Source organism: Tardiphaga sp. 813_E8_N1_3, assembly GCF_051811025.1.
Taxonomy (GTDB): Bacteria; Pseudomonadota; Alphaproteobacteria; order Rhizobiales; family Xanthobacteraceae; genus Tardiphaga.
This window is the reverse complement of sequence record NZ_JBPWQE010000002.1, coordinates 1-25,838: the sequence shown is the minus strand read 5'-3', so window position 1 is coordinate 25,838 and position 25,838 is coordinate 1. Positions and strand designations below refer to the sequence as shown.

The 25,838-nt window shown below is 56.4% G+C and carries 23 protein-coding genes; 19 read left to right on the top strand and 4 right to left on the bottom strand.

The window, feature by feature from the left end; genetic code table 11:
• The first annotated feature begins 72 nt into the window (after positions 1 to 72).
• From AB8A33_RS28615 to AB8A33_RS28565, 11 genes are all read left to right on the top strand, one after another.
• Positions 73 to 345, top strand: coding sequence for a type II toxin-antitoxin system Phd/YefM family antitoxin (locus AB8A33_RS28615; RefSeq protein WP_439096115.1), 273 nt, complete (start codon positions 73 to 75; stop codon positions 343 to 345).
• Entirely contained in the window at positions 342 to 776 is a 435-nt protein-coding gene (locus AB8A33_RS28610) for a type II toxin-antitoxin system VapC family toxin (protein WP_439096114.1), read from the top strand. Before AB8A33_RS28615 ends, AB8A33_RS28610 begins: the two co-directional genes overlap by 4 nt.
• Before the next feature lie 244 nt (positions 777 to 1,020).
• Positions 1,021 to 2,223, top strand: a complete 1,203-nt coding sequence (repA, locus tag AB8A33_RS28605; RefSeq protein WP_439065993.1) for a plasmid partitioning protein RepA — start codon at positions 1,021 to 1,023, stop codon at positions 2,221 to 2,223.
• A gap of 2 nt (positions 2,224 to 2,225) precedes the next feature.
• Positions 2,226 to 3,251: a plasmid partitioning protein RepB gene (gene repB, locus AB8A33_RS28600; protein ID WP_439096113.1), complete on the top strand. Its 1,026-nt coding sequence runs from the start codon at positions 2,226 to 2,228 to the stop codon at positions 3,249 to 3,251.
• Positions 3,252 to 3,474: 223 nt separating this feature from the next.
• Positions 3,475 to 4,707 carry a plasmid replication protein RepC gene (gene repC, locus AB8A33_RS28595; RefSeq protein WP_439096112.1) on the top strand — a complete coding sequence of 411 codons (1,233 nt, stop codon included), beginning with the start codon at positions 3,475 to 3,477 and terminating at the stop codon, positions 4,705 to 4,707.
• 345 nt (positions 4,708 to 5,052) lie between these two features.
• On the top strand, positions 5,053 to 5,727 hold the full coding sequence (locus AB8A33_RS28590; protein WP_439096111.1) for a hypothetical protein: 675 nt from the start codon (positions 5,053 to 5,055) through the stop codon (positions 5,725 to 5,727).
• A 101-nt stretch (positions 5,728 to 5,828) separates the two neighbouring features.
• On the top strand, positions 5,829 to 6,056 hold the full coding sequence (locus tag AB8A33_RS28585; protein WP_439096110.1) for a DNA-binding protein: 228 nt from the start codon (positions 5,829 to 5,831) through the stop codon (positions 6,054 to 6,056).
• A gap of 93 nt (positions 6,057 to 6,149) precedes the next feature.
• Positions 6,150 to 6,854, top strand: a complete 705-nt coding sequence (locus AB8A33_RS28580) for a hypothetical protein (RefSeq protein WP_439096109.1) — start codon at positions 6,150 to 6,152, stop codon at positions 6,852 to 6,854.
• Positions 6,851 to 7,324, top strand: coding sequence for a DnaA N-terminal domain-containing protein (locus AB8A33_RS28575; RefSeq protein ID WP_439096108.1), 474 nt, complete (start codon positions 6,851 to 6,853; stop codon positions 7,322 to 7,324). The genes AB8A33_RS28580 and AB8A33_RS28575 overlap by 4 nt, the downstream gene beginning before the upstream one ends.
• A gap of 441 nt (positions 7,325 to 7,765) precedes the next feature.
• Positions 7,766 to 8,710, top strand: coding sequence for a hypothetical protein (locus AB8A33_RS28570; RefSeq protein ID WP_439096107.1), 945 nt, complete (start codon positions 7,766 to 7,768; stop codon positions 8,708 to 8,710).
• A 42-nt stretch (positions 8,711 to 8,752) separates the two neighbouring features.
• Positions 8,753 to 9,271: a hypothetical protein gene (locus AB8A33_RS28565; RefSeq protein WP_439096106.1), complete on the top strand. Its 519-nt coding sequence runs from the start codon at positions 8,753 to 8,755 to the stop codon at positions 9,269 to 9,271.
• Here AB8A33_RS28565 and AB8A33_RS28560 read toward each other — a convergent pair.
• Positions 9,246 to 9,467 (bottom strand): hypothetical protein, encoded by a 222-nt coding sequence (locus AB8A33_RS28560; RefSeq protein ID WP_439096105.1) that lies wholly within the window; start codon positions 9,465 to 9,467, stop codon positions 9,246 to 9,248. The genes AB8A33_RS28565 and AB8A33_RS28560 overlap by 26 nt on opposite strands.
• A 357-nt stretch (positions 9,468 to 9,824) precedes the next feature.
• Here AB8A33_RS28560 and AB8A33_RS28555 point away from each other — a divergent pair, with 357 nt between their 5' ends.
• The 7 genes from AB8A33_RS28555 to AB8A33_RS28525 all read left to right on the top strand — a co-directional run bounded on the left by AB8A33_RS28555 (position 9,825) and on the right by AB8A33_RS28525 (position 17,819).
• Positions 9,825 to 12,695 carry an ATP-binding protein gene (locus AB8A33_RS28555; protein WP_439096137.1) on the top strand — a complete coding sequence of 957 codons (2,871 nt, stop codon included), beginning with the start codon at positions 9,825 to 9,827 and terminating at the stop codon, positions 12,693 to 12,695.
• A gap of 118 nt (positions 12,696 to 12,813) precedes the next feature.
• Positions 12,814 to 13,794, top strand: a complete 981-nt coding sequence (locus AB8A33_RS28550) for a zinc-dependent alcohol dehydrogenase family protein (RefSeq protein WP_439096136.1) — start codon at positions 12,814 to 12,816, stop codon at positions 13,792 to 13,794.
• A 39-nt stretch (positions 13,795 to 13,833) separates the two neighbouring features.
• Complete coding sequence (locus AB8A33_RS28545; RefSeq protein ID WP_439096104.1) at positions 13,834 to 14,133, top strand: tautomerase family protein; 300 nt, start codon at positions 13,834 to 13,836, stop codon at positions 14,131 to 14,133.
• A gap of 69 nt (positions 14,134 to 14,202) precedes the next feature.
• The gene (locus tag AB8A33_RS28540) at positions 14,203 to 15,027 is read left to right on the top strand and encodes an alpha/beta fold hydrolase (protein WP_439096103.1); all 825 of its coding nucleotides are present in this window, start codon (positions 14,203 to 14,205) and stop codon (positions 15,025 to 15,027) included.
• 84 nt (positions 15,028 to 15,111) lie between these two features.
• A complete protein-coding gene (locus AB8A33_RS28535; protein WP_439096102.1) occupies positions 15,112 to 16,074 on the top strand; it encodes an MBL fold metallo-hydrolase in 963 nt (320 codons plus the stop codon).
• A 77-nt stretch (positions 16,075 to 16,151) separates the two neighbouring features.
• Entirely contained in the window at positions 16,152 to 16,589 is a 438-nt protein-coding gene (locus tag AB8A33_RS28530; protein WP_439096101.1) for a DsrE family protein, read from the top strand.
• Between the two features lie 126 nt (positions 16,590 to 16,715).
• Positions 16,716 to 17,819, top strand: coding sequence for a Gfo/Idh/MocA family protein (locus AB8A33_RS28525; RefSeq protein ID WP_439096100.1), 1,104 nt, complete (start codon positions 16,716 to 16,718; stop codon positions 17,817 to 17,819).
• Between the two features lie 124 nt (positions 17,820 to 17,943).
• On the opposite strand, the gene AB8A33_RS28520 is transcribed toward AB8A33_RS28525, so the two are convergent.
• The gene (locus AB8A33_RS28520) at positions 17,944 to 18,834 is read right to left on the bottom strand and encodes an exonuclease domain-containing protein (protein ID WP_439096099.1); all 891 of its coding nucleotides are present in this window, start codon (positions 18,832 to 18,834) and stop codon (positions 17,944 to 17,946) included.
• Between the two features lie 602 nt (positions 18,835 to 19,436).
• Positions 19,437 to 21,110 (bottom strand): PAS domain-containing protein, encoded by a 1,674-nt coding sequence (locus AB8A33_RS28515; RefSeq protein ID WP_439096098.1) that lies wholly within the window; start codon positions 21,108 to 21,110, stop codon positions 19,437 to 19,439.
• Between the two features lie 706 nt (positions 21,111 to 21,816).
• Between AB8A33_RS28515 and AB8A33_RS28510 the strand changes: the two genes are divergently transcribed.
• On the top strand, positions 21,817 to 24,924 hold the full coding sequence (locus tag AB8A33_RS28510) for a bifunctional diguanylate cyclase/phosphodiesterase (protein WP_439096097.1): 3,108 nt from the start codon (positions 21,817 to 21,819) through the stop codon (positions 24,922 to 24,924).
• A 200-nt stretch (positions 24,925 to 25,124) separates the two neighbouring features.
• Here AB8A33_RS28510 and AB8A33_RS28505 read toward each other — a convergent pair whose 3' ends face one another.
• On the bottom strand, positions 25,125 to 25,361 hold the full coding sequence (locus tag AB8A33_RS28505; protein WP_439096096.1) for a ribbon-helix-helix domain-containing protein: 237 nt from the start codon (positions 25,359 to 25,361) through the stop codon (positions 25,125 to 25,127).
• Positions 25,362 to 25,838: the final 477 nt, after the last annotated feature.

Here is a 25,838-nt window from a genome sequence, read left to right as displayed (position 1 = left end):
GGACGCGATTGAAAGTCGACGAGGCGCTCATTATAGTCATACTAGTCATATTAGTTAGGGAGCATGGTTGTAATGTCCCAAACAGCTTCAACAAGCGGGTCGGACCGGTGGACCGTTGCAGGCGCAAAGGCGAGGTTTTCCGAAGTGATTGAGCGAGCCCAAACCGATCCGCAAATTATCACCCGGCATGGCAAACCCAGCGTCGTCGTTGTCTCGGCTGACGAGTGGGCGCGCAAGACCATCCGAAAGGGCTCGTTGGCAGAGTTTTTGATGCAGTCGCCACTCCGAGATTCTGACCTCGATCTGGAGCGTCTTCACGATCAGCCACGAGACATCGATCTGTGAACGTGTTGCTTGATACCAACGTGCTCTCGGAAGTTCGTCGACCTGCTCCGGACCTAAAGGTTCTAGGGTGGCTGGATGCGTTAGACGAAGACCGGGCCTTCATCAGCGTCGCGTCAATCGCTGAGTTGAAGCGCGGGGTGGCGCTTATGGATGAGGGCAGGCGCCGTGACACGTTGTCGGTCTGGCTCGCTGAGGATTTGCCTGCTCGCTTCGGTGAGCGCATCATCCCGATCGATTCCCAGATTGCTGAGCGCTGGGGGGATCTAATGGCTTACGCGCGAAAGATCGGTGTAGCGCTCTCTGTCATGGATGGATTTTTCGCCGCGACGGCTCTCGTCCGCGAGCTTGTTCTTGTCACGCGCAATACCAAGGATTTCGTTCCACTGGGGGTGCCGGTGTTCAACCCTTGGATCGACGAACCTTCGGATTGATGCACGTGAGGCTTCCGAAGCAGTCGGTGGCCGTCAGGCAGTTCAGTTGTCAGCGTACAACTCGGAGGAAAACGGCGTTCAGTTGTACGCGTACAACAGGTGCGGCGGTATTATCTGCGGCCACGCTGTTAACCACTTGTTAACTCAATAATACTTGCGGGGGCGCAAGAATCGGGCATTAGTGTGGATCAGCGCATTTTTGGGCCAACTGCTCAAATTTCCGCAGATGCAGAGATGATCCGATATGCCGATTTCAAAGTCCCTGGACCATAATTTCCAAGATTTGCGGTCACTCATCAACGCAGATGCAGAAGAGCTGTCTACACGCTTACGCGCTCAGCAACTTCGTGATTTTCCGCCGGCCGCTGAAAAGACTATCCGCCGATTTTCCTCAGCTGAAACGGCCCGCTTCATTGGCATCGCTGAAGGGTATTTGCGGCAGCTTGTCGCTGAAGGGAAGGGGCCGGCTGCGCCGGCTAACAGCCGCCGAAGTTACTCGATCGAGGACGTCGACGCCCTCCGCAGCAATCTCGATGGCGCGAGCAAGGGGGGGCGTCGCTACGTGCCTCATCGGCGAGATTCTGAGGCACTCCAAGTCATCTCCGTCATGAACTTTAAGGGTGGTAGCGGTAAGACCACCACCACGGCTCACCTCGCCCAATACCTCGCTTTTCGAGGTTACCGCGTCCTTGCAATAGACCTCGATCCGCAAGCCAGTCTTTCGACCCTGTTTGGACATCAGCCCGAACTCGATGTCGGCGAGAACGAAACGATTTATGGCGCTATCCGCTACGACGCTGAACGCCGCCAAATGGCGGAGATTGTGCGTGGTACCTACATTCCCAACCTCCACCTCGTCCCGGGTCAACTCGAACTTATGGAGTTCGAGCATGAGACGCCAAAGGCGCTGATGACGAGGCAGAGCGATGATTCAATGTTCTTCGCGAGGATTGGCGAGGCGTTAGCGCAAGTCAGCGACGCGTATGATGTTGTCGTGATCGATTGCCCGCCGCAGCTAGGCTTTCTCACACTGTCGGCACTCTGTGCTGCAACGTCGGTTTTGATCACCGTTCACCCACAGATGCTCGACGTAATGTCGATGTCTCAGTTTCTTAATATGACCGGTAGTCTGCTCGATGTCGTAGCAAATGCCGGTGGCGCAACCCAGTACGATTGGATGCGATACCTGGTTACTAGGTACGAGCCTAGCGACGGCCCACAAACGACAATGGTTGGCCTCATGCGCTCGATTTTTGGTTCGCGCGTGCTGACCCACCCGATGGTGAAGAGCACTGCCATTGCGGATGCAGGGCTCACTAAGCAAACCCTTTATGAGGTTGAACGACAGCAGTTCACGCGCGGCACGTATGACCGGGCAATTGAAGCGCTCGACGAAGTGAACGGCGAAATCGAAGGACTGATTAGACAGGTCTGGGGCAGGAGCTGATTATGGCGCGAAAAATCAACTTCGACCCACCTGCAAGCGAAGACGCCCCGGCAGTAGCCGCACCGGAAGCGCGTGAGGGGACAGCGCTACGCACCCGCCCTCTGCTCGGGCTTGAGCGCACGATCAAGCAGTCGGGCGCGCTGGGCGCCATATCACAGTCACTGGGCGGCATTTCGGAGAAGGTCAAACGGGCGGACGAAATCGAACAGAAGCTCATCGAAGGGCAGGTTATTGTCGAACTGGATCCTGGCCTCATCGATAACTCGTTTATTGCAGACCGGATGGAGGGAGCAGAGGAACAATTCGCAGCGTTTCGCGAGCTCATCCGCCAACACGGTCAGAATGTTCCTATTCTTGTTCGTCCCCACACTCGAGAACCGGAACGCTATGAAGTCGCATTCGGTCATCGCCGCCTGAGGGCCGCTCGCGAGCTCAATATCAAGGTGAGGGCAGTAGTTCGACCCCTCACGGATGAGCAATTAGTTATTGCACAGGGTCAGGAGAACAGCGGTCGTACGGATCTTACCTTTATCGAGCGAGCGCGATTTGCTGCGCGCCTTGAAGATCGTAAATTTTCGCGCGAGGTCATTATGGCTTCGCTTAACGTCGACAAGGCTGCTCTTTCCCGGCTTATCGCCGTGGCCACTCGTGTGCCCGCATTGGTGATTGACGCTATTGGACCAGCGCCGGCCATCGGCCGTGTGCGCTGGCAGGAGTTAAGCGACCTCCTACAAGATGACGACAAGCGCGGCCGGGCTGTTGAAATTGTGAACTCCGCCACTTTCGCTGCGATGGACACTGATCGACGTTTTGAAACGGTTGCCGCTGGCGTGCGCGGGCGGATAGCTCGCGCACGCGCCGAAGCTTGGACCGCCGATGACGGGACCCAGGCCGCCAAAGTATCGCGTGAGGGTAAGAAGCTTACCCTCTCATTTGACGATCGCGTTGCGCCGAAGTTTGGCGACTTCGTCAAGGAGCGGCTGCAGAAGCTTTATGATGAATTTAAAGCCGGCGACCAGTCGCCGTGAATCCCAGCTTGTCCGGCGGAATGAGCCGACCGGATCAAGACCCGCAACCAACCCGGAGAATCAAAGGCAAAAGAAAAGGCCCCCGAAACGTCACCGTCCCGGAAGCCTCTGTCGTGTTTGGCGACTGACAGAGAATCACCTCCGCGAATCGTAGTCAAGTCTCTCGTGAGAGACGGCGTCGTTTTGACGAGCGCATTTTCTTTGCCCTTACTGAGGCAATGACATGCAGTCACATTCCCCCACGACGCCCTTTGGGCGGCGGTCGCTGACGCTCGCCCACGTGGCAAGCCAGATGGTGGCCACTGAGAGGCCGCCTGAGAAGGTCGTCCACAAATGGAAGGTCTATCAGACCATCTGTGCCGCCCGACCAAGGCTCGCGGTTTCCGAGCGGTCGCTCTCGGTGCTGAATGCGCTCCTGACATTTCATCCCGAGACCACATTGACGGGGGAGGGCGATCTGATCGTCTTCCCGTCCAACCATCAATTGTCGTTGCGCGCACACGGGATGCCGGCATCCACGTTACGGCGCCATCTTGCCGTGCTGGTCGATGCTGGCTTGGTCGTTCGGCGCGACAGCCCGAACGGCAAGCGCTACGCCCGCAAGGGCACCGCCGGCGAGATCGAATTCGCTTTCGGCTTCGATCTATCTCCGCTGGTTGTTCGATCGGAAGAGTTCGCAGGCCTGGCCGCCGAGATCCAGGCGGAAACGCGGGCACTCAAGCTTGTCCGTGAGCGGATCACGCTATGCCGGCGCGACATCGCCAAGATGATCGCTACGGGCATCGAGGACGATGTCCCGACACGGCGGGGAGGGCAGGGCCCGGCCGACTGGCAGGAGGTCCACACGGCCTTCCGCTCGATCGTGGATGGGATTCCGCGCACGGCGACCAGGCAAGAACTTGAGCCGATTGCCGAGGAGCTCTCGCAGCTTGCGGACGACGTCCTCAATCTTCTCGAAACACACATTAAATCCAAGAATACGAGCGCCAATGAGTCCCATTCCGAGCGTCACATACAGAGTTCAAATACAGACCCCCTTATTGATCTTGAACCTAGCCTTGCAGAAGGCAGGGCTGAAACTCTCGAGACAAAGCCGCGGGCAGAGGCGAGGGTGGAAGCGACCTACCCATTGGGGATGGTGCTGAACGCTTGCCCCGATATCGTCGATTACGCCAAGAGCGGAATTGCCAACTGGCGCGATTTTCTCGCCACCGCCGCGGTCATCCGGTCGATGCTGGGGATCAGCCCGAGCGCCTGGGAGGAGGCCGAAAAGGTGCTCGGCGAAACTCCGGCCGCGATCGTGGTTGCCTGCATCCTGCAGCGCGGCGAGGCGATCAGATCCGCCGGCGGCTACCTGCGCGGTTTGACGCAGAAGGCGAGGGACGGGGAGTTCTCACTCGGCCCGATTTTGATGTCGCAGATCAATTCGAAACTTCGTGAAAAGCGGCGGGCGTGACGCATGGTCGATCAGCTCACGAGTGATCCGCTCAATCGGGCGCGGGGCAGCATCGACAAAACCTGTTCCGCGCCGGAACGGGTTACGGGGACGCGGGCATCGGTAAAGCCGCAAGTGCTGTTCTTGCACAGTACAGCACTCAACGATGTTGGCCGAAACTGTTCCTCTCCGGAACAGTTTTACTGCAAAGTTTGGTCCTCAAGAAATGTTCCGAAGTTGAACAATTCTTCGCTCCGGCCAGGACGAGGAATTCACCATGATCAGCGCGCAACAGCGTAGCGACCTGCTTCGAATCGTGAAGCAGCATGCTAATTGGGAGCAATTCGGATTGCGGAGTAGGGTGGGTTGAAAAGTTCGATTGCTTCCCCTCGTTGGATCAATCTGCGCTCTGCGTTAGAACACGTCGTGACCTATCGGCACTCACCGCCGCTGGCTGAGACCGCGCTCCGTGATGCTCTTGTGAATGCCAAAATCGCCTCCCGCGCAGCACTCTATCATTTGGTGCCGCATCGATTGGTAAAGCAGGCGGCACCGCCGGTGGCGCGTGACCACTATCTCACGCCTGATCAATGGAAACATTTTGTCGTTGATTGGGGTCGTTCATCTGTATCGCAAAAAGAGTCCACGAGCGTGACCCAGTGGGGCGTATGGGAAACCAGTGGGCGGAAATTCCCGGTGGCGACGATGTACAGTCCGTCCATCCAGGCTTTTGGCGTCGTGGTTTCCGAACCGCATTTGTATGCGATCTGGCCGGCGACTGCCGATACAGCTCCGCCCCCTTTGCCGGCCGCAGAACGGAAAAATGCCGGCAGGCCGAAGGGGACTGGCTACCAAGCCGCCGATGCCGCGGCTGTCGACGAAATGCACCATTTGATTGAGTCGAAACGCGCAAAGTCCGCAACCGATGCCGCTCGCCAAGTGGTGCTCGGAGGGTTGTTTGCACTCGAAGGAATTACGAAAGAGAGCATTATTATTCGACTATCGCGGCAATATCGGAAGCGCTTTCAAAGCCTTGCGTAACGCTCCATTATTCTTCGTTTTTCTCAATTATTCTTCCTGTTCGCGGCAGCACCGGCTGGTTCATCGTCCGTCTCGCAGTCAATCATTGACAAGAGCGGAAGATGGCCCCCACCAAAGATAATATGCTGCCAGCGCCAGCAGTATGGAAGCGTTACGGCAAAACCGACCGGACGTTGGCTCGCTGGCTAAACGACGAAACTCTCGGCTTCCCGAGACCCACGGTGATTCGTGGTCGTCGCTATTTTTATGAAGTCGAGATCATCGAGTGGGAACGGCGGCAAGCGACCATGTCGGCGGCCGGTGGATGTCAGGGCGAGACTCGTGACTGAGAGTGTCTCTTTCATAACCCTTCCCGCTGCATGCAGGCGCGCGCCCCGCGAGGGTGCGTCAATCCTCCAGTCGCCCGAACGGAACGAGCGTCGATGACGATTATCAGAAGAAAACACAATTCTCGCTACGCAGCGTTCCCGAACGCGGTCTGGGAAGACCGTCGGATCGGCGCCGATGAGAAGGGCGTCTTAGGTTACCTGCTATCACGCCCGCCCACTTGGAAGGTGAGTCTTTCGCAGGTCGGATACGTGATGAAAGTCGGCAAAGATCGCATGCAGCGGATCTTCCGCTCGCTAATTGCTGCCGGCTACGTCACCCGGGAAGTTGTCCGCAATGAAACTGGCGTAATCGTCGCCCTCGAGTACGTCGTCCGTGACGAGCCCGAACCGGTAAAGGACATCAATGATGACGATGCCGACGTCGTCACAGAACCTGTGGCTTTTCTACCGCAGCCTGAATACCCGGCTCCGGCTGACCCGGCGCCGGGTAAGGCGGCTGCATATAAAGAAATGAAGATACTAAATACTGATTATACTAAACCTTCTTTTTATACCGAGAGCTCTACTGCTGCGCGCGCGCGACAGCCTTCAACAGCTCCCCCTGTTCGATCCGAGGCACTGCAATCGCAAATTGCTGCACGGCTGGGTCGCGGGGACGTCGCTCTTGGCTGGGAAATGCTCGGCGAACTTCCTCCAAGCCGTTTGGACCAGCTCACGGCCCAGCAGCGATCTGGCGCCCTGACCGAAGAAAGCCTCTCGAGGCTTCGTCTCGAACTGATGGGCCGGAGGGTAGCATGACAGGGGGCATGTCAATGGATCGCCTGTCGCGCCTCGCAGACACGCTACAGAAGGTCGATGATGCTGATGTGAGGTTCTTGGCGAAGTTGATTGATGGGGTCGTGCAGGTCATCGGCGATGCCGCGCGCTCTTCCACCTCGGCACAGTCACACACCGATGCGGCCGTCGCGCGCCCCAATCCTTTTGACCGGGCAGACATCGATCCCATGCTGGCCGCAGTGGTGAAGCGTCTTCGGAAGAGGCTCAGCGATGAGGTGTGCCGCGCCTGGATTGCGAAGCTGGACCTTGTTGGCGAGCAGGCAGACGTTGTCACGCTAGCCGCGCCGAACAGGTTCATCGCTGATCACGTAAATGCTCAATTCGGACTGACCTTGCTCGATGCGTGGCAAGCGGAAAAGCCAACCGTGATGCGAGTGGTGGTCCGGCCTGCCCACCACGATCGTGGTGGTCGATGCACGCCGCCGAAGTAGCAGGGAAGGCGAGATAGAATGATGACGTATCAAGAAATGCCATCGGCCGAACTCAGCCATGTTCTGAATGCGATGTCACACGCCAGTGGGTGCGCAGGACGGCGCCGGAGCCCGGATGGTCTATTCAATCATACGAGTGCCCGAAGTGCTGGTTCATTCACACGTTGGTTGAGAAGGACGCATCCACGCCCGACGAGGCTTCTGGCTGCCGACCAAAACCGCCGAAGGCTGGGTGAAGAACGAATTGCGACCACTGGAGCGGTAAGAATCCGCCGCGATGCAGTGCGTCGTATCAAACATCGCAACAAGGCATGCAGCACCCGCTGAGCGATTCACGTCAAGACACGCGCAACATGTGTGGACAAGTCTCGTCGCCTTGAGATTGCCGATTGCTAGGCAATTTAAGTTAATCAATTCTCGCGCTTATTTCTCGGGGGCGAGATGCGTATTTTATTATTGATCGGTTGTTCCCTGTTTTTGACAGGTTGCGGATCCGGTGCGAAGGATTTTGGCACAACGTTAGGTACCGCTTTTGACGGCCTCAACACTGGCCTTACTGCGGGCGCTAACCTCGAATATCAATTGTATCAAGACTATAAGAGAAAGTCGGAGCAGCTCGAGTTCATATCTTTGAGCACCTATTCGTGCGGAGAGCCTGGCACGCAGACGGACAAGACAATACGCAGCAAAACCAATGTCGGAATCAAGCAGGCCCAGGATCAACTCATAAAGACCTTCCATAGGCTTGATCTATTGATCGCCTACGGAAAGTCAGTGGCAGAATATAGAACCAGCGTGACTACATTCGCGGCGACGGTGGACGGGGTGAAGAGCGCAACCGGCGCGGTCACGAAATTCACTGGACCGGAAGCCCAAGTAATAGGGGCCGCTGTTATCTCGTTTGCTGAACTTGCCAAGGTTGCTTATACGGAATCAGAAGCAACGGTCCTTCGTGCTCTTGCGCTCGACATGAAGCCGGAACTGAAGAAGTGGGTCACGTCGCTTAAGAAGAACTTTGTTCGTGTCAGCAAACCTCAACTTGAGGCTTTTCATTACTGGAACGGCTGCGCGCTCGAACGTTTGTACTACCTGCGAGACACTTACCCGACTGGACCGACGAAGATCGATTCCCGCGGCAATACAATGCTTCGGGGCGTTATCAAATCGACGGCCGTTGATTTCGTCGCCGCTTATTCTGACTATATCATGGAGCGAGAGCGTTTTTTGGCCGCTATGCCTAACTACAACGCATTGCTTGACGCAGTTATCGAGGCTAACGAAAAGCTCATTGAGGTCACACCCGCAGACATTGGCCCTACGCTCAATAGCATCGGTGCGGTAGCAAACGCTCTGCAGGGAGCTAAAGACGCTGCCGATAAAATATGAGGTTGGTCATGCTGAGAAGGCCACTTCGATTCGGAGATTGTCATGCTGGTCAAGCCCGATCTGCAGTTCAAAAATCTAAAAGCCGCCACTCCAGGAGAACTGGTTCGCTTCCAGTACGGACCAATGAGTCCATTGGCTATCGTACTCCGGCAGGGGGATGAAAGGACGTTCTGCGGTGTATTAGAAACTGAGAATAGCGAGCCATTCCAGCTCATGATCAGTGAACCGGAAGATGTAGATGTGATTAGCTACGGTTCTGATTGGATTTTGGAGACCGTATTCGGTCCGGAATCATTCCTTCGTAATAACGAGTATCATTTGTCGCACGGAGTCGTACATCGCAACAGTGCTGGAATATTCCTCAACCTAGCGCGCGACCCGGGGCACATTCGAACAAGCGCAGCAAGTTTCGATCTACTTTCTCTTAAAGCACTAGACCTCCGCCGCTCGTCGGTGCCGTTCACTACGTGGAGGATATGGGCATCTGATGAAGTCATGAAGGATACTCGGTCCGCTCCACTATTCGAATTTACGGCTAAGCCGCAATCGGCTGGCTCTTGATCGGCTGACCAGTGACCGGGTCAATCTCCCACTCATCTTCGTCGAATTGAAGCCCAAGGATGCCGCGGCGTGCGTTCTCCGCGCGCTCAGTCTCGGCGGAGATGCCGTTCAGCCTGACACCGAGGGTATTGGTCGGCTCAAGAGCGTTTTGCTCGTTAAACTCGGCCCTCCGGCGGGCTTGTGCGTCGCGCGGCACTGTCGGATCCTGCTGACACTTTGCGCAGATGCCCCCCCGGCGTAGGGACCGTATTCCCGGTTTTTCACGTCACACGGGGTCGCAGCCCCTGGAATGTCGGCAGTAGGTCGATCGAAAAGCGGTACACGCGAGCGCACGTGTTGCACGTGTTTGCACGCGTCGGTGAGCGGTCAACGCAGACAGGGGATTACGCGTCCGCAGCGAGTGCCCGCCGATGAGCGTTTGCTGCGAAGGAGTTGTGAACTTTCGCGCGACGTCGGTTATTCCGTCGGCTTGCACCAGCTTTTAATTTTCTCTTCCGCGATTAATAATCAAAGAGTTCCCGCGCTAGGATTTGAGCAAGAAGGCCGCAGTCGAGTGACGCCTAGATCCGACCAAACGTTCGTGTTCGGGCCGTTCCGCCTACATGCTGGCAGGCATACCCTTCTCCGTGGGGAATTGCCTGTTTCCCTAGGCGCGCGCGCCCTCGAAATACTAATAGCGTTAGCTGAGCGAGCGGGAGAGTTGGTCACGAAAGACGAATTGGTGGCCCGCGCGTGGCCTGATGTCGTCGTGGACGAATCTAATCTGCGCGCTCAAATATCGTTGCTCCGAAAGACCCTCGGCGACGGAGAAGCGGGGGTGCGATATATCACCGCAGTACCCGGCCGAGGCTACCGGTTCGTTGCACCCGTCGTCTTAACGGGCCTTGAGGGTGCCACTACGAATGCGACAGACCGCAGAACAGATCTGCCCCAGCGACTTGCACGGCTTATAGGACGCGAAACAGCGCTCAGCGCGGTCAAAGCCAGATTCCAACGATATCGGCTCATAACGATCGTGGGCCCTGGCGGCATCGGAAAAACAGCACTGTGTCTGACGTTAGCGGAAGAGCTCGCCTCGCGAGGGTCTACTTGTTTTCTCGATCTTGGGCCAATAGCGGATCCCGCCTTACTCCCTAGTGCGTTGGCATCGGCGCTCGGCCTTTCCAATGCCGCCGAGAACCCGTTACCTCGCGTCTTAACATTCGTGCGCTTGGCCCGAATGCTCATCGTGTTCGACAGTTGCGATCGCGTTGTAGAAGCCGCTGCAGACCTGGCCGAGGTGCTTCTGCGGGAGGCGCCGGATGTCCGAATTCTGGCAACGAGCCGCGAGGCTCTACGGGCGGCCGGTGAAAGCGTCTATCGACTGTCGGCGCTTGAGGCACCGCCGTTATCAGCTGGTCTGTCAGCGATAGAAGCACTGACCTATCCTGCCGTTCAGTTATTCGTCGAACGAGCTACATCAAGTGCGACGGGATTTGAACTTGATGACGACAATGCTCCAGTGATTTCCGACATATGTCGGCAGTTGGACGGGATTGCCTTGGCTATTGAACTAGCGGCTTCTCGCATTGAAGCCTTTGGAGCGCGGGGTGTCGCCCGGCGTCTTGATGATCGCTTCAGACTGTTAACCGGGGGCAGGAGGTCTGCTCTTCCTCGACACCAGACGCTCAGGGCTACGCTCGATTGGAGCTATGAGACGTTGCCAAAGGCAGAGCAGACACTTCTGCAGAGGCTGGCCGTTTTTCAGGGAGAGTTCTCCTTCGACGGCGCCGCCGCCGTAATGATCGATGTTGAAGCGGACGGCGGCAATGTCTCTGACGGGCTGGCAAACCTAATCGCAAAATCGTTGGTGTCGGTCTGCCAAAGCGAGCACACGCCCTATCGGCTATTGGATACGACGCGCGCCTATGCTCTCGAAGCGCTGGTCGAAAATGAAGCCTTCAACAGCGCCATGCAGCGTCTCGCTGAGTATCTGACTCTCACACTCACGCGCGGTCTCGGTGACATTGAAACACTCTCTGGTCCGGCGTGGCTCGACCTGTACGGCGGGGTCGTCAATGACGTCCGTGTCGCTCTGGAATGGGCATATTCGGGCACCGGCAACTCGACTGTCGGGACCGCGCTAACCGTCGCCGCCATCCCCCTCTGGTTCCAAATGTCTTCAGTGGATGAATGCCGGGACGGAGTCCAGCGTGCGTTATCAAACATTCCATCCAAGCAACGGAGGGAGGTTGAAGCGCGTAATGTGATGCAGCTCTACATGGCGTTAGGGCTGGCAAGCATTTTCACTATTGGGCTCGCACCGCAGGCTTCAGCGGCTTGGATCAAGGCGCGCGAAATAGCCGAAGATCTACGCGACGTGGAAGAAGAGCTACAAGCCCTCTGGGGTCTTTGGTTCTGTCAAATGGGCATGGGCAATTACCGCGCTGCACTTGAAACCGGTGCACAGTTCTGTCGCATCTCAGAAGCTGGGGTTGATCTGCCGCCGGGCGACCGTTTGATCGGTATGCCGCTGTTTTGTATAGGCGACATATCAGGGGCGCGGTTTCAAGTTGACCGGATGCTTGGTCGCTCTGCGGTGAGGAAGGCGGATCCGTCTTTTGTGACGCGATTCAAGTTTGATCAAGTCGTATCTTCCCGAGTTCTGTTCGCGCAGCTTCTTTGGTTGCAAGGGTTCTCTGAGCAAAGTGCGCGCGCCGCGGAACGAAGCGTTGAGGACGCCTTGGCTTCCAACCACGCAATCTCAATTTGTGACGCGATCTCTCGTGGCACTTGCGCAATCTCGCTGTTCTCTGGGGATTTAGCTTCCGCCGAGCGGTCAATCGCGCAATTACAAAGTCATGCAACAAAGCATGCGCTTCATCAGTGGGAAGTATTCGGCCGCTGTTGGAAGGGTTCACTACTTATAGAACAAGGTGATGCGGATCACGGAGTCCGTTTAATCCGCTTGGCGCTGGATGAACTCTTAAAGGGAAGCTTGCTAGTACACTTCAGTACAGTCTTCTTGGGCGCACTAGCCAAAGGATTGGTAGCTACAGGTCTCTCGTCAGAAGGTCTCGCGACAGTAGAAGCAGCTATCACTCGCGCTCGAGAAAAAGAGGAGCAATGGTATCTGGCGGAGCTATACCGGTTAAAGGGCGAACTGATGCTGGTGGGCAACAGTAAAAGTGCCGCAGCGGCGGAACGGAATTTTACAGAATCCATCCAATGGGCACGACGACAAGGAGCATTGTCGTGGGAATTACGTGGGGCAACAAGCCTGGCCAGACTGCATCAAAGTCGTGGGCTGATCGAGCTTGCACGCGACGAATTGATCCCTGTCTGCGAAAAGTTCTCGGAGGGGTTTGAAACTCCAGACTTTGCGGCCGCAAAGGCCGTGCTGGACGGGTGTGGATATCCAGCTGTCGTGATGTCGACAAAGTAGGATTGCTGGCGTCTCACAAAAATTCACAACGATTCACTCGCCCTTTGCCTTTGTCGGGGCCAAAACCTGCTGAGACACCCCGTACGAGCAGGTTGATATGTCCTCACACCCCGCGACGATGGAAGCGCTAGTTGTCCGAGGTATAAACGCCCCCTTTACGCGCGAAAAGGTGGCAAGGCCCATTCCCGGCGCCGGCCAAGTCCTAGTGCGTGTAATGGCCAGCGGAGTCAATCCGCTAGACCTGAAGATTAGGAGCGGGAGCGCGCCTCATGCGAAGCATCCATTTCCTGCTGTTCTGGGCATGGATCTCGCGGGCGTCGTGGAATCGGTCGGAGCTGGCGTGTCAGCGTTCGTCGAGCACGACGAGGTCTACGGGCTGACCGGCGGGGTCGGTGGTCTTCAAGGTTCCCTTGCGGAATTTGTAGCTGTCGATGCGGATTTATTGGCGCCAAAACCAAAGAATCTCTCGATGCGCGAGGCAGCGTCGCTCCCACTTATTTTTATTACCGCATGGGAGGGATTGATCGACCGCGCCCAGGTGCAGACGCGACAAAAAGTGCTCGTGCAAGGCGTCGGTGGCGTTGGGCATATGGTGATCCAGATCGCTCGTGCGTATGGAGCCGAGGTTTTTGCCGTGGACAGGCTGAAGAAACACGATCTGATAGAAAGACTTGGCGCCACGTCCATCGATCGACAGGCGACGTCGGTCGAGGAATACGTGGGGGATCACACGGCGGGAGAAGGCTTCGACGTCGTTTACGATACTGTCGGCGGTGCAGCATTAGACGCCTCATTCAACGCGGTGCGACGATTCGGACAGGTGGTTAGTTGCCTTGGATGGGGGACGCACTCTCTTGCGCCGCTCTCTTTTAGAGCCGCAAGCTATTCTGGCGTCTTTACGCTTTTGCCCATGCTTTCTGGGACCGGGCGGGCACATCACGGCGAAATTCTGAGAGAAGCAACGCGGCTTGTGGAAGCTGGGAAAGTCGAGCCGCTGATCGATCCCCGCCAGTTTTCGTTTTCCGCTGTCGCTGATGCTCATCGCGAGATTGAAAACCGCACTACGGTCGGAAAAGTTGTCGTCGATATATCGGGTTGAGGGTCATTCGTCGTCGAAATACGCACAGGGAGAGCCAGTATGCCTTTCGTAAATGTCAAATTGGTCGATGGCGTATTCACGCCTGAAGAGAAGCACGCAATGGCAAAGGCGCTCACCGACGTCATGGTCCGTTTCGAGGGATCTGAAGCGTTTCGCGAGGTGGTGTGGGTTCTGATCGAAGAATTGCACACGGACGGCTGGCACATTGGCGGAAGGCCTTTCGAGGGGCCGAAATCGCTAATGGAGACCCTTGGAAAATCGAAGGCAATCTATGAAACGATCGATGGCAAACCAACGACGCGGGCAGAGCTTGCTGCGGCGGCGCCTGTCCGTACCTGACATCCTCACATCATGACTTCAGGGCGGATCGCCTCACTTAGTCATGTCGCAAAATACGGGAGATGAACTGTGGGAACGATAACGACGCGCGACGGTACGGAAATTTTCTACAAAGACTGGGGTTCGGGGCAGCCGATTGTTTTTCACCATGGTTGGCCGCTAAGCGCGGACGATTGGGACAATCAGATTTTGTTCTTCCTGAAAAATGGTTTCCGCGTGATCGCGCACGACCGGCGAGGTCACGGACGTTCATCGCAAACCGCAACTGGCAACGACATGGATACGTACGCGGCAGACGTCGCGGAATTGGCATCCGCACTAGACCTGCGCGATGCCATTCACGTGGGCCATTCGACAGGCGGCGGGGAGGTCACGCGCTATGTCGCTCGCCACGGGGAAGGTCGAGTTGCAAAGGCGGTCATTATTGCCGCGATTCCGCCCGTTATGGTCAAATCGGATCGTAATCCAGGCGGAACGCCAGTCGATGTTTTCGATGATCTTCGGGCGCAGCTAGCTGCCAACCGCGCGCAGTTCTATCTCGATATTCCGACTGGACCGTTTTACGGCTTCAATCGTCCTGGGGCTGACATTTCGCAAGGACTGATCCGCAACTGGTGGCGGCAGGGCATGATGGGCGGCGCGAACGCGCATTATGATTGCATCAGGGTGTTTTCGGAAACTGACTTCACCGCCGATTTGAAGCGGATCAAAGTGCCCGTCTTGGTCATGCACGGCGACGACGATCAAATTGTTCCAATCGCAGATGCTGCGCTCTTATCGATCAAGCTTCTGACGAATGGTACGTTGAAGGTCTATGAGGGTTTCCCTCACGGCATGTGCAGTACGCATCCAGACGTGGTGAACCGAGATATTCTGGCGTTCGTCAGGGCCTAAATATCGGGTGAATGCCGAGGCCAACTGGCATCAGTTCCAGATCAAACGAGCGAGCCTGTTAAACATCAGCGGGGGGAGGTCGTCATGAACCGAAATTCAATGTCACGTCGCGGGTTTTGTTTGTGCTGCGTCGGCGCAACGGCGTTGGCTGCGCAAGGAGGGTGGCTTTCACCGAGAGAGGCTTACGCATACGGTGAGGGCATCGTCGACTTAATTCGAAGCGAAGCCGCCAAGACGCCGATCACTGTGCATCGCTTGCGTGGAAATATCGCCGTCTTAGAAGGGTCCGGCGGAAACGTTGCAGTAATGGTCGGATCCGACGGTAAGGTCCTAATTGACGCCGGCATAGCAGTCTCACGTCCCAGAATGATTGATGCGCTGAACGGCCTGGGTAAGGAGCCGATAACCCACCTAATCAACACGCACTGGCATTTCGACCATGCGAGCGGAAACGAGTGGCTACACAATGAAGGCGCCACGATTGTCGCTCACGCAAACACGCGCAAGCACTTGATGTCGGCACAAAGGGTGGAAGACTGGCATTTCAATTTTCCTCCGTCGCCAGCGGGCGCCGTACCTACTGAAGTCATGTCTGACACAAAGGTGCTCAAGATTAACAACACAAGCGTACGCCTTCAGCATCATCCCGCCGGACATACCGATGGTGATATCTCGGTAGAGTTTGCTGAACCGGAGATTCTGCATACAGGCGACTTGTATTGGAACGGAATTTACCCGTTTATTGATTACTCTACTGGCGGGAGCATCGATGGCACGATAAGTGCCGTCGGCTCCATTCTTGAGCGAATTAGTAGCAACACTATCGTCATCCCCGGTCACGGAGCGCCAGTTAGTGACAAAGCGGGGCTGAAAAGCTTTCACGAAATGTTGGTTGCTATCCGGTCGAACGTCGCTGAATTGAAGAAGCAAGGACGGACATTGGATCAGATCGTAGCCGCAAAGCCGACAGCCGCATTCGATGCAAAATGGGGGCAGTTCGTGATCGGTCCGGCGTTCTTCACCAAGCTCGTCTACGACGGAGTTTAGGTCGCGCGAGATTCACAGGTGCCGGTCCGTCGTCGGCACTGAGGGTTGTCAGCAGCCATCAAAAGAGAGTGTCTCCCATGCCTGAGACGAACAGCGCTCTAGTAATCGATATCCCTGTGCAGCTTCCACATTTAAAGTCGGTGCATAGCATCGGCGCGTTGCAATTCGAAGGCGATTTGCCAGCGTCCATCTTTCACCTTCAACTCATCACTGGTGATATTGCCGATTGGCGGGCGGAGGCCGACATCGTTGCAGTCTTTCATACAAATGCTGGTCACGTGACCCTGAATGACGGCGCTTACAACCGCTCACGCAATATTCTTACCGGAAACCCCTATAGGGATCTTGTTGCGGATCTCATGAAACGGGGCGTGAGGATCGAACTTTGCGGAGCAACTGCGAGAGTGAACCGCTGGGGAAACGCTGACCTGCTCGAAGGAGTGAGGGTCAACCTCGATGCAATGGCCCGGACGATTCAGTTGGTCCAGCAGGGCTTTGTGAAGATTACTGAGTAGTACCTAAAAGCAACGCGTGGTCGGAGAAATCCGCGAACGGGCGGCTCGATCGCGTCCGAAGGCGCAGCCGGCCGAACAGGGCGCGATGGTCGATAGTTCTAGACAAGTTCAAGCGAGGGATGGCGGATGGCCAATCGCGCGATTGGTATCGGTATTATTGGAGCAAGTACGCAAAACCCAGGATGGGCAATGTTAGCCCACATTCCCGCGATCGAGGCGCTTCCGGAGTTTCAGCTTCAGGCTGTTAGCACCAGCAATTCCCGATCTGCTGCAGCGTCGGCCGCGGCTCTGGGCGTGCCGGCCTTCGATTCGGCGGAAGCGCTGATTGCACACGGTAATGTCGATCTCGTAGTTGTGGCAGTGAAAGTTCCAGATCATCGAGTGTTGACGGCTGCTGCGCTTCAAGCAGGGAAGATGGTCTTCACGGAGTGGCCGCTCGGTCGCACCTATCAGGAAGCTGAGGATCTCGCAGAGCGAGCAAAGCGATCTGGACTACGCACTGTGATCGGATTGCAGGCGCGATTTTCGCCAGCCGTGCAGAGAGCGCGCCAGCTTGTCACCGAAGGTTATATTGGCGACGTAATTGCGACGACGTTGACCGGAACGGGTATGATCTGGGGCAGCGCAATTCCTAGATCATTCGCTTACACTCTCGATATAGAAAATGGTGCTGGGGTTCTGCCAGTGCCCACAATGCATGGATTAGATGCGTTGACCTATGTACTCGGTGACTTTGCGACAATAAGCGCCGAAGCAGCAATTCGACGCTCACATGTCCGGATCATCGAAGACGGCAGCATTAGAGATGCCACTGCGCTCGATCATGTGGCTATCGCTGGAAGATTAAAGAGCGGCGCCATTGCCACTGTTCAATTTCGTGGCGCAGCCTCGCGAGGGGACAATCTACGTTGGGAGATTATTGGTAGCTTAGGAGACCTGGTGTTGACCGCATCGAATGGCAATCTTCAGGTTGCTGATGTCCACCTGGCCGGAGGTCGGGGCAATGCAACTACAGTCAATTCCATTCCGACGGTAACCCAGCCCGAGGTGAGCGCGGCTCCGGTATCAGGCGTCGGAGCAAATACCTTTCGTCTCTACGAGGCACTGGCATTTGACCTTCGCCGAGGAACCGCAGTGGCGCCGGACTTTTGCCAAGCGCTCGCCCTTCATAAGCTTCTGGCTGCCATTGAAGAAGCGATAAAGAGTGGCACGAGACAGCCCGTAACGTGACGCACAGGCTATTGCGACATCGCTCTTGAGTGATGACGTGATGTGAACGCCAACGTGGCGGAATCGACACACTCCCATGTTCATGCCAATCAACCACAACCCCTAAGAGGGAATAGGGCGCGACCTACTGCACCATCAGCATGAAGTCCGTCTCTCCTACAATGCGGATTGTCGCGCCATTGGCGATCATGTCTTCCGCCTTGCGGTGCTTCGTACTCTTTTCCTGACCTTTTGTGAGCCGCAGATCCTGATCTCCGACTACGAGGATGGTCGTTTTCTTGGTCACGCTGTCGGCGACGTCGCAGCCGGCCGACGCAGCGTCGCTGGCAGCTTGCTGTCGCGCGATCTGAAGAGCGCCCGTGAAAACAACCGTCTCGCCTGCAAGCGGGCCATCAGACAGGCCGGACTGAGCGACTTTTTTGCCGGCATAAGCAGGTGCCTGAATGCGACGCGGAGATGTATCGACCGTCGACGCGTAACCTATGTCATCAACCCATCGATGCAGCGGTGTTCCGCTGGCCTCTATCGCGAGTAACATCAACATTCCAGATGCTCGTGCGTCATCGACGGCCTGATGATGCGTAAACTCGATCCCGAACGATTTGGTAAGGTTCGCAAGACCGTAGCCGCCGTTCCCTCGAAACTGATCCCAAGTTCGTTTCGCGGCTTGGCAGGAATCCACCCAGGTGCACGGTAGCCCGCCCGTCCGGTATCGCCCAGCAGCGCGCGCAAGCGCTGTGCGATCGAAAGGGCTGTGGTGGACTATCACTGCGTTCTCAAGCGCGGCGGCAATGACCGGAATGACCCGCGCCATATTCGGCTTTCCGGCGACCTTTTCGGGTGTAATCCCGTGGATTCTGATGTTGGCCGGGTCGAAGGCGTCCTCGGGATCGACCAAAATGTCGAGAGACTTGAAGACCGCTCCGTCTCTGAAGTGGACAAGCCCGACCGAGCAGATACTGCCGAAATCGGCATTTGCCGTCTCAACATCCAATGCGATGAAATCCTTGACCATCCCCGAGCTCCCCAGCTTGTCTGGATCATTACCCAAGGGCTGGATGAGGACAATGGTCGTTAGCCTGAAAAGCCTTACGATGGCTTCCACAGGGCAGGTATACGGAGGTGGAATCAGGCTGTTTCTTAGCAGGGGTATTTGGGCAACGTTATCTGTGATATACTCCCAATGGGAACGGGGACTGCGAATGCTACATCGAACAGTTCGATACGACGTGCAGGAGGTCCAGCCGGGGCTTTGGCGCTGGAACATTTATCCGGGCAATCGCTCGGTACAAGGGCCGGTCAAGTTTCGCTCGCGTGAGCTAGCTGTGGAAGCATGCCACGGCGAGATCAATGACGGCATTGAACGGACGCGCCGGCAGGCAGCTCGCCGGTAGTCACTCGCTACCCGAGTTAGGTGTTTATTCCATAATGAAACTTATGCGAATCTACCTGCACGTCGACAATATTGGACGGGACCTGCCGGTACGTTGCGCGGCCTCCAGAACGCTAAGGGAAAGCTCCTGGCTCGCAGCACCCTGCTCTCCAACCGCCGCCGCGATGGTCGCGGAAATCTCGGACGGCACGCAACACCGCAGCGATACAGCAGGGTCGCGCCTGCTAACGACCAATGCTCGCCGCCTCGGCGGCCGCTCGTTGCATGCTCGATGACATTTCACTGGTAACGGTGCTTTGTTCCTCGACCGCCGCGGCGGTCGCCGTGACGTATTCACTTACATTTTGGATTTCGTGCTTGATCGCTTCAAGCGCGCTAACGACATCGCCCGAGATTTCGTTCAAGCTGTCGATCTCGCTGGTGATCTTATCCGTGGCCTGTTTAGCTTGATTGGCGAGGTTCTTCACTTCGGACGCGACCACGGCGAAACCGCGTCCCGCTTCGCCGGCACGTGCAGATTCGATCGTTGCATTGAGTGCCAATAGATTGATCTGACCGGTGATATTCCCGATTAGTTCGACGATACCAGTCATAGCCTGCGCCGCCGTGCTAAGGCGTTGCGCCTGACTGTCGGCAGACACGACCTTCTCCACCGCGGAAGTGGCAGTGTTTCTTGACTTGACCATTGCTTCCGAGATCTCTCTCACCGAGGCGTTCAACTCCTCGGCACCGGCTGCAACTGACTCCATCATGGAACGCACACGCTCGCTCTTCATGCGAGCGATCACCTGGTCGGTCGTGTCGGTTGCGTACTTGACGACTTTGAACGGTTTGCCGTTGAGATCCATAATCGGATTGTAGGACGCCTGGATCCAGACCTCTCTGCCGCCCTTGCCGATCCGCTTATACTCAGCGGCCTGGTACTCACCGCGGCTCAAGCTTGCCCAAAACTCGCGGTATGCCAGCGTATCGCGTTCGGCCGGATCAACGAACATGCTGTGATGATGCCCCTTGATGTCCTCAAGCGAGTATCCCAGCGCCTTTAGAAAATTGTCGTTCGCGGTTCGCACTATGCCGTCCATGTTGAACTCGATTACCGCCTGCGACTTGCCAATCGCCGCGATCTGGCCAGCTAGATCAGACGTCCGAAGTTTATCGTCGGTGACGTCGGTCGCAAATTTAACGACCTTGAAGGGCTTGCCGTTCTCGTCAAGAATTGGATTATACGATGCTAGGATCCAGACCTCTTTGCCGCCTTTACCAATCCGCTTGTATTCCGCCATCTGGTAGTCGCCGCGGTTGAGGCTGGCCCAGAATTCGCGATACGCTGAGCTATCGCGCGTCGTGGCCTCGACGAACATGCTGTGATGCTTGCCCACTATTTCGGGCAGTGAGTAGCCCAACGCCTTGAGGAAGTTTTCGTTGGCGGTCAGGATGGAGCCGTCCATCCCGAATTCAATAACGGCTTGAGACCTTGCCATGGCCGTCACTTTGGCAGCGTATTCTGAACTCTGCAGTCGAAGAGCCGCATTGTTCCATTCTACCGCAGTGCCAAGGCGCTGCCCCTTCTTATCTTTAAGGGGAGTGGCGGTGAGATCGAAGGCTCGCCCACCAACTCTAATCGTCGCACGATGGACCCGGTCCAAATGTGCCAGCATCTGGCGCTGATGCGCCGGGTTCTTGTGGAAGATGTCGATGTTGGACCCGACCAGAGCAGCGACGCTAAAGCGTGGCAGGTCTTTCTGAATGTCAGCTTCAGCTTCCTTAAGGAACGCGACGACAGCGTCGTTGACATAGGTGATGTTTAGATCCGCGTCCGCGACCATGACGTTGGCAGTTAAAGAGTCGGTTGCAATCGATTTCGCCAGGTCTTTTGCGGATTGACGGCTATTAAACATCTGGGGCTTCCTTCAAATAACTGCTGTTAAAATCAAAGCGCGCGTTCGAAGCGTTAGCGCTGGAGCACGAAAAATCTGTCTCGTATGGCCATACGTCCAACGGCGCACGGTCACTTGATACCATCGCCAAAAGAACGGCTATAAATGCTCGCCTCGCGCCGTATACGAAGTAGTTTCATCAATCGGTTAACCATTTGACTATGAAAGTTCGAGGGCCGTCATTTGTTGGCGATAGCATGCCCCGTGCAATACTCTGGCTGCACCGTCGCTGGTAACGCACTACGCCGAGGACGCGGATCACCCAACGACCGAATGCAGAGTGAGTAGAAGAGTTGGAAGTCGCCGAGCGCGCTGAAGGTATCTCCCGCGGCAGCGTTAGCACCCTCCGCCGGTGCGCAGGTATTGCGATGTACATGCCTCCCGAAGCGGCAGGTACGCTAATGCCGCTTGGGGAACTGACTACCCGGGGCCACCCACCAAGAGTTGAAACCGTCGAGATGACATAAGGCCCGGCAATAACGTGGCTTGCTTTGCGCTAGACGCGCTAGGCGGTGAACATTGACGAAGCAGAAAAGCTGCCTTTCTACGATGTCTGCATCATCGACCCTCCCAGGACACCACCTCGCGCCGGCGAGCCGTTAACTGCGTTCGTCAATCAGTTCGGTACCAAATCTTGCGTACATGTCTACCGGGGCGGAGGCAGCGAATGCGAGAGACGAGCGAGGTTGCGTTTAAGGCGGCGAAACGTTGGTTTCTGCCGGGGACGGCAATGACGGGCCGCATGCCCGTCGTTACGCTGTGCTTATGCAGCGCAGCATTGGTCGTAGCGATCTTCCTTCTGACAATAGGTGCTGTCGGCCGCTCCAAGGAGCGAGCTCTCGTGGAGACCGAGCGCGAATTGACGCATATGGCGACGATGCTGGCCCGCCATCTTGATCGGCAGTTCGACGATTCCGCCATCATCGCCTCCGACATTATCGAACGGCTCAACGTCCGGGAGATCCCCGCTGCCGCTGAATTTCGTGCCGTGATGGCGGCTGAGGAATCGCGGCGAGTGTTTCGTTCCAAAGGGATCTCGTACGTCGGCGATATATCCTTTTTCGACGCGGAAGGCGACATGATCTCCTGGTCACATCCGGTACCGGCACCTCGGATATCCATCGCAAAAAGAGCTTACTTCGAGCGGATTATCTCCGATGCGACTGTTTCGACTTTGGTCGAAACCGTGCCGAGCCTTGTGTCCGGCAATCAGCAAACCGTCATCGCGCATCGTTTGACAGGTGTTGGCGGCGTGTTCTTGGGCGTGATGATACGCCGGATCGCGCCGGCCCAATTTGAAGAGTTTCTGGCTTCGATCGGTCCTGTGAGCGGCTCCGCGGTGACGCTGCTTCAAAGCGACGGCACGTTGCTTGCTCGCTACCCGCAAACGCCGCACCTTGTTGGCAGCAAGCTTTCCGGCGTCTCTCTGGTCAGCCAATTGGCCGATGATGCGAAGACGCTTACGGTTCGCGGTACAGGCCCCGTGGACGGAGTTCCGCGATTGGCGGCCGGCGTCCGATTGGACCATTTCCCGGGTGTTGTTGTGGCGGCCAAGACGACTGATGCCGCGCTTGCCGATTGGACCTCGCAAAGCCGTGCCACTGTGCTTGCAGCGGTGTTGGCCGCTCTGGCGGTTGCCGGATTCATGTTACTCGTCGTCAGACAGATTGTATTGAACAACCGTGAGAATCGGCGACGACTGGAATTGGAGAGGGAACGTCTCGACACGGCCTTAAACGGCATGGTCCAAGGCTTGGTTGTCTACGACAGGACTGGTGTCGTGACTTCCATAAACCTTCGTTATTTTGAGATGTTTGACTTTCCGACAGATACCGATGCTGTCGGATGGCACTTCCGAGATTTAATGGCCGAGCGGCAGCGGAACGGACATTTCGATGGCAACGTCGATGCGTTTTGCTCAACCGTCATGAGAGCGATTGCTAAAGGGCGCGTCGATCGCATCAGCAGTCGAACAAAGGACGGTCGAACTTTCCTTGCTGTTAACCGACCATTGAGCACGGGAGGATGGGTGGCAACGATTGAGGACACGACCGAGCGCACCCAGCTCGAGCACGAGCGCGACCGGAATATTGCGTTTGTGCGGGAGATCATTGACCACATCCCGTCTCTGATCACCGTCAAGGACGCGCAAACACGACGATATCTGCTGGTCAACCGTAACGCCGAGACGCACTTCGGCTTTTCCGCCGAGATGATGGTCGGAAAGACAGCCTTCGAATTTTTCGACGAGAGCGACGCCCGCTTGGTTACGGCCGAGGACGAACGCACGATCAGTTCCCGCGACAATAACGTCACAAGCGAACATGTCTGCGTAAGGGAAGGTCTCGGCGAACGATATTTAAAGTCGAGGAGCATCGGTATACGCGATGCAGAGGGTTGTGCCCGTTATATTATTAACGTGCTCGATGATGAGACGGAGCGTCGCCTTGCCAACGCTAGGATTGCGCATCTCGCCCATTATGACGCGCTGACCGGGTTACCAAACCGAGTACTTTTCCGGACGAAGTTGGAGGAGCGCTGGGCAGGAGCAAATCAGGGCAAGCCTTTCGCGCTTCTCTACATTGATATCGATGGCTTCAAGGGTATTAACGATACCCTCGGACATCACGTCGGTGACGGCTTGCTACAACAGATAGCGGATCGGCTTCGAGCCTGCCTGGAGGACGGCGACCTAATCGCACGGCTAGGCGGCGACGAGTTCGCAGTGGTAATGGACTGCTTTGAAACACGCGATGCAGTCGCAGACCTCGTGGGCAAACTGCAAAGGGCCGTGCGCAATCCTTTCGAAGTTGGCGGGCACAGGCTGTCTAGCGACGCAAGTATCGGCATCGCAATCGCTCCGAATGATGCCGAAGGTATCGAGGATCTGATCAGACATGCTGATCTTGCCATGTACGCTGCGAAACTAGACGGCCGCAGAACGCATCGCTTCTTCGAACGCTCGATGACCGAGAAAGCAAAAGCCAGACTGTTGATGGAGCAGGAATTACGGAAAGCGATCTCCGCTAAGGGGTTTGAAGTTCATTATCAGCCAATCGTTGATTTAAACGGTGCAATCGTCTGCTGCGAAGCCCTCCTCCGTTGGCGGCATCCCGTCCGGGGAATGATCTCGCCTGCAGAATTCATTCCCATTGCTGAAGAAACCGGCTTAATCACGGAACTTGGCAGTTTCGTTCTCCGGGTTGCATGCGCAGAAGCAGCCGCTTGGCCTGCCGCCATCCGGATAGCGATCAACGTGTCGCCGATGCAGCTCAAGACGCCCTCCTTCGCCTTGACCGCCGCGGGTGCCCTTATGTCCGCTGGGCTTGATCCCGGTCGGCTGGTGATCGAGATCACTGAGGCCGTTTTGATTGGAGACGACGACGCCGCACTGCCAGTTTTGCATGAGCTTCGCGGCATGGGTATCAAGATCGCTTTGGACGATTTTGGTACCGGTTATTCGTCGTTGAGCTACCTGAGAAGGTTTCCTTTTGAGGAAATCAAGATTGATAGGTCGTTCGTGAACGATCTTGGTTCTGCAGAGGCGTTGGCAGTCGTTGAGGCCGTCGTGAACATCGCGGCTGCTTCCGGTATGACGACAACGGCGGAAGGTGTCGAAACCGAAGCGCAACGAATGCTCTTGAGTAAACTCGGATGTACTCACCTACAGGGCTACCTGTTCAGTGCGGCAGTGCCCGGACCGGCGATCGCGCAGCGGTTACGCTCGGAGGAGCCGCTCGCAACTTATCAAGCGGCATCATCCGTTGGTTCGTAAAGCGCCGATGTCCGCTATGCTCCCGCGATCCCTTGCGGGCTCTCGACAAATGGAGCGATCACTCTTCTGAGTAGCCTCGGCAAATGAAGGAGAGTCTCACCGAAAGGCGGACTATCATCGATCGGCTTAGTGATGACCTGAACGATCAAAACGCTGTGCGATCTGCTCAGGACGTACCTAGACGCTTCGGACAGTGCTAATCAAACTGGCCTATCCCGAAAATGTGCGAGGACGAACAGCCGGATCGCTGACGACATGTTCGGGCACTCGCGCGCCGCTTCGATTTCCGCAATGAGATCCTTAACGGTGCCCCCTCGCTCATGGGCAATCTCCCTCAATCCGTCCCAGAACGCCTGTTCTAACGTCGCGCTTGTTCTTATCCCACGCACGACAACTCCACGCTTCACGACCGGCGACTTTCCCAGCGACTGCACCATCTGCTCCTTACGTGACTTTTGCGCGGCAGTGAACGGGTCGGCCTCTATGTCTCATCGGCCCGCAGGAAAAAACCGCGCCATCCAAGGGATAACGCGGCGAAGTTGATGTGATTCGTCCAGCAGGGGCTGCTGCACCTTAGCTAGGTCAATTGATCGTCACTCGTCTAGAGGCGCGCGCCAAGAGATGACCGGCTATTAGTGTGCGCCATCCCGCCTTGTTTATGCCGCGTTACGAATCTACCTCGGGGTGAATAGTTGCTGCAAAGGTTCGTTATGCGTGTATCATATTTGTACCGCATCCTAGGCATGGCATTTTGCTTCATGCCGGGGCTGACTAATTACACCATTGCTGAGACCGCTCCCGCTGCTAAGTCGGCACACGCTTCACCGAGAGTCGTTATGGCCGCCGATCCACAGCCGCCATTTACCTACTGGGCGCCAGCACGTTCGACAGTGCGGAATCATCCGCGGCAGCCC

What these genes read in the sequence shown, in the direction of transcription:
- AB8A33_RS28535 (WP_439096102.1), top strand. Translation starts at nt 15,112, where the DNA reads ATGAACCGAAATTCAATGTCACGTCGCGGGTTTTGTTTGTGCTGCGTC.
- AB8A33_RS28505 (WP_439096096.1), bottom strand. Translation starts at nt 25,361, where the DNA reads ATGGTGCAGTCGCTGGGAAAGTCGCCGGTCGTGAAGCGTGGAGTTGTC.
- AB8A33_RS28580 (WP_439096109.1), top strand. Translation starts at nt 6,150, where the DNA reads ATGACGATTATCAGAAGAAAACACAATTCTCGCTACGCAGCGTTCCCG.
- repB (WP_439096113.1), top strand. Translation starts at nt 2,226, where the DNA reads ATGGCGCGAAAAATCAACTTCGACCCACCTGCAAGCGAAGACGCCCCG.
- AB8A33_RS28565 (WP_439096106.1), top strand. Translation starts at nt 8,753, where the DNA reads ATGCTGGTCAAGCCCGATCTGCAGTTCAAAAATCTAAAAGCCGCCACT.
- AB8A33_RS28515 (WP_439096098.1), bottom strand. Translation starts at nt 21,110, where the DNA reads ATGTTTAATAGCCGTCAATCCGCAAAAGACCTGGCGAAATCGATTGCA.
- AB8A33_RS28570 (WP_439096107.1), top strand. Translation starts at nt 7,766, where the DNA reads ATGCGTATTTTATTATTGATCGGTTGTTCCCTGTTTTTGACAGGTTGC.
- repC (WP_439096112.1), top strand. Translation starts at nt 3,475, where the DNA reads ATGCAGTCACATTCCCCCACGACGCCCTTTGGGCGGCGGTCGCTGACG.
- AB8A33_RS28585 (WP_439096110.1), top strand. Translation starts at nt 5,829, where the DNA reads ATGGCCCCCACCAAAGATAATATGCTGCCAGCGCCAGCAGTATGGAAG.
- AB8A33_RS28545 (WP_439096104.1), top strand. Translation starts at nt 13,834, where the DNA reads ATGCCTTTCGTAAATGTCAAATTGGTCGATGGCGTATTCACGCCTGAA.
- AB8A33_RS28520 (WP_439096099.1), bottom strand. Translation starts at nt 18,834, where the DNA reads ATGGTCAAGGATTTCATCGCATTGGATGTTGAGACGGCAAATGCCGAT.
- AB8A33_RS28525 (WP_439096100.1), top strand. Translation starts at nt 16,716, where the DNA reads ATGGCCAATCGCGCGATTGGTATCGGTATTATTGGAGCAAGTACGCAA.
- repA (WP_439065993.1), top strand. Translation starts at nt 1,021, where the DNA reads ATGCCGATTTCAAAGTCCCTGGACCATAATTTCCAAGATTTGCGGTCA.
- AB8A33_RS28530 (WP_439096101.1), top strand. Translation starts at nt 16,152, where the DNA reads ATGCCTGAGACGAACAGCGCTCTAGTAATCGATATCCCTGTGCAGCTT.
- AB8A33_RS28550 (WP_439096136.1), top strand. Translation starts at nt 12,814, where the DNA reads ATGGAAGCGCTAGTTGTCCGAGGTATAAACGCCCCCTTTACGCGCGAA.
- AB8A33_RS28615 (WP_439096115.1), top strand. Translation starts at nt 73, where the DNA reads ATGTCCCAAACAGCTTCAACAAGCGGGTCGGACCGGTGGACCGTTGCA.
- AB8A33_RS28575 (WP_439096108.1), top strand. Translation starts at nt 6,851, where the DNA reads ATGACAGGGGGCATGTCAATGGATCGCCTGTCGCGCCTCGCAGACACG.
- AB8A33_RS28510 (WP_439096097.1), top strand. Translation starts at nt 21,817, where the DNA reads ATGCGAGAGACGAGCGAGGTTGCGTTTAAGGCGGCGAAACGTTGGTTT.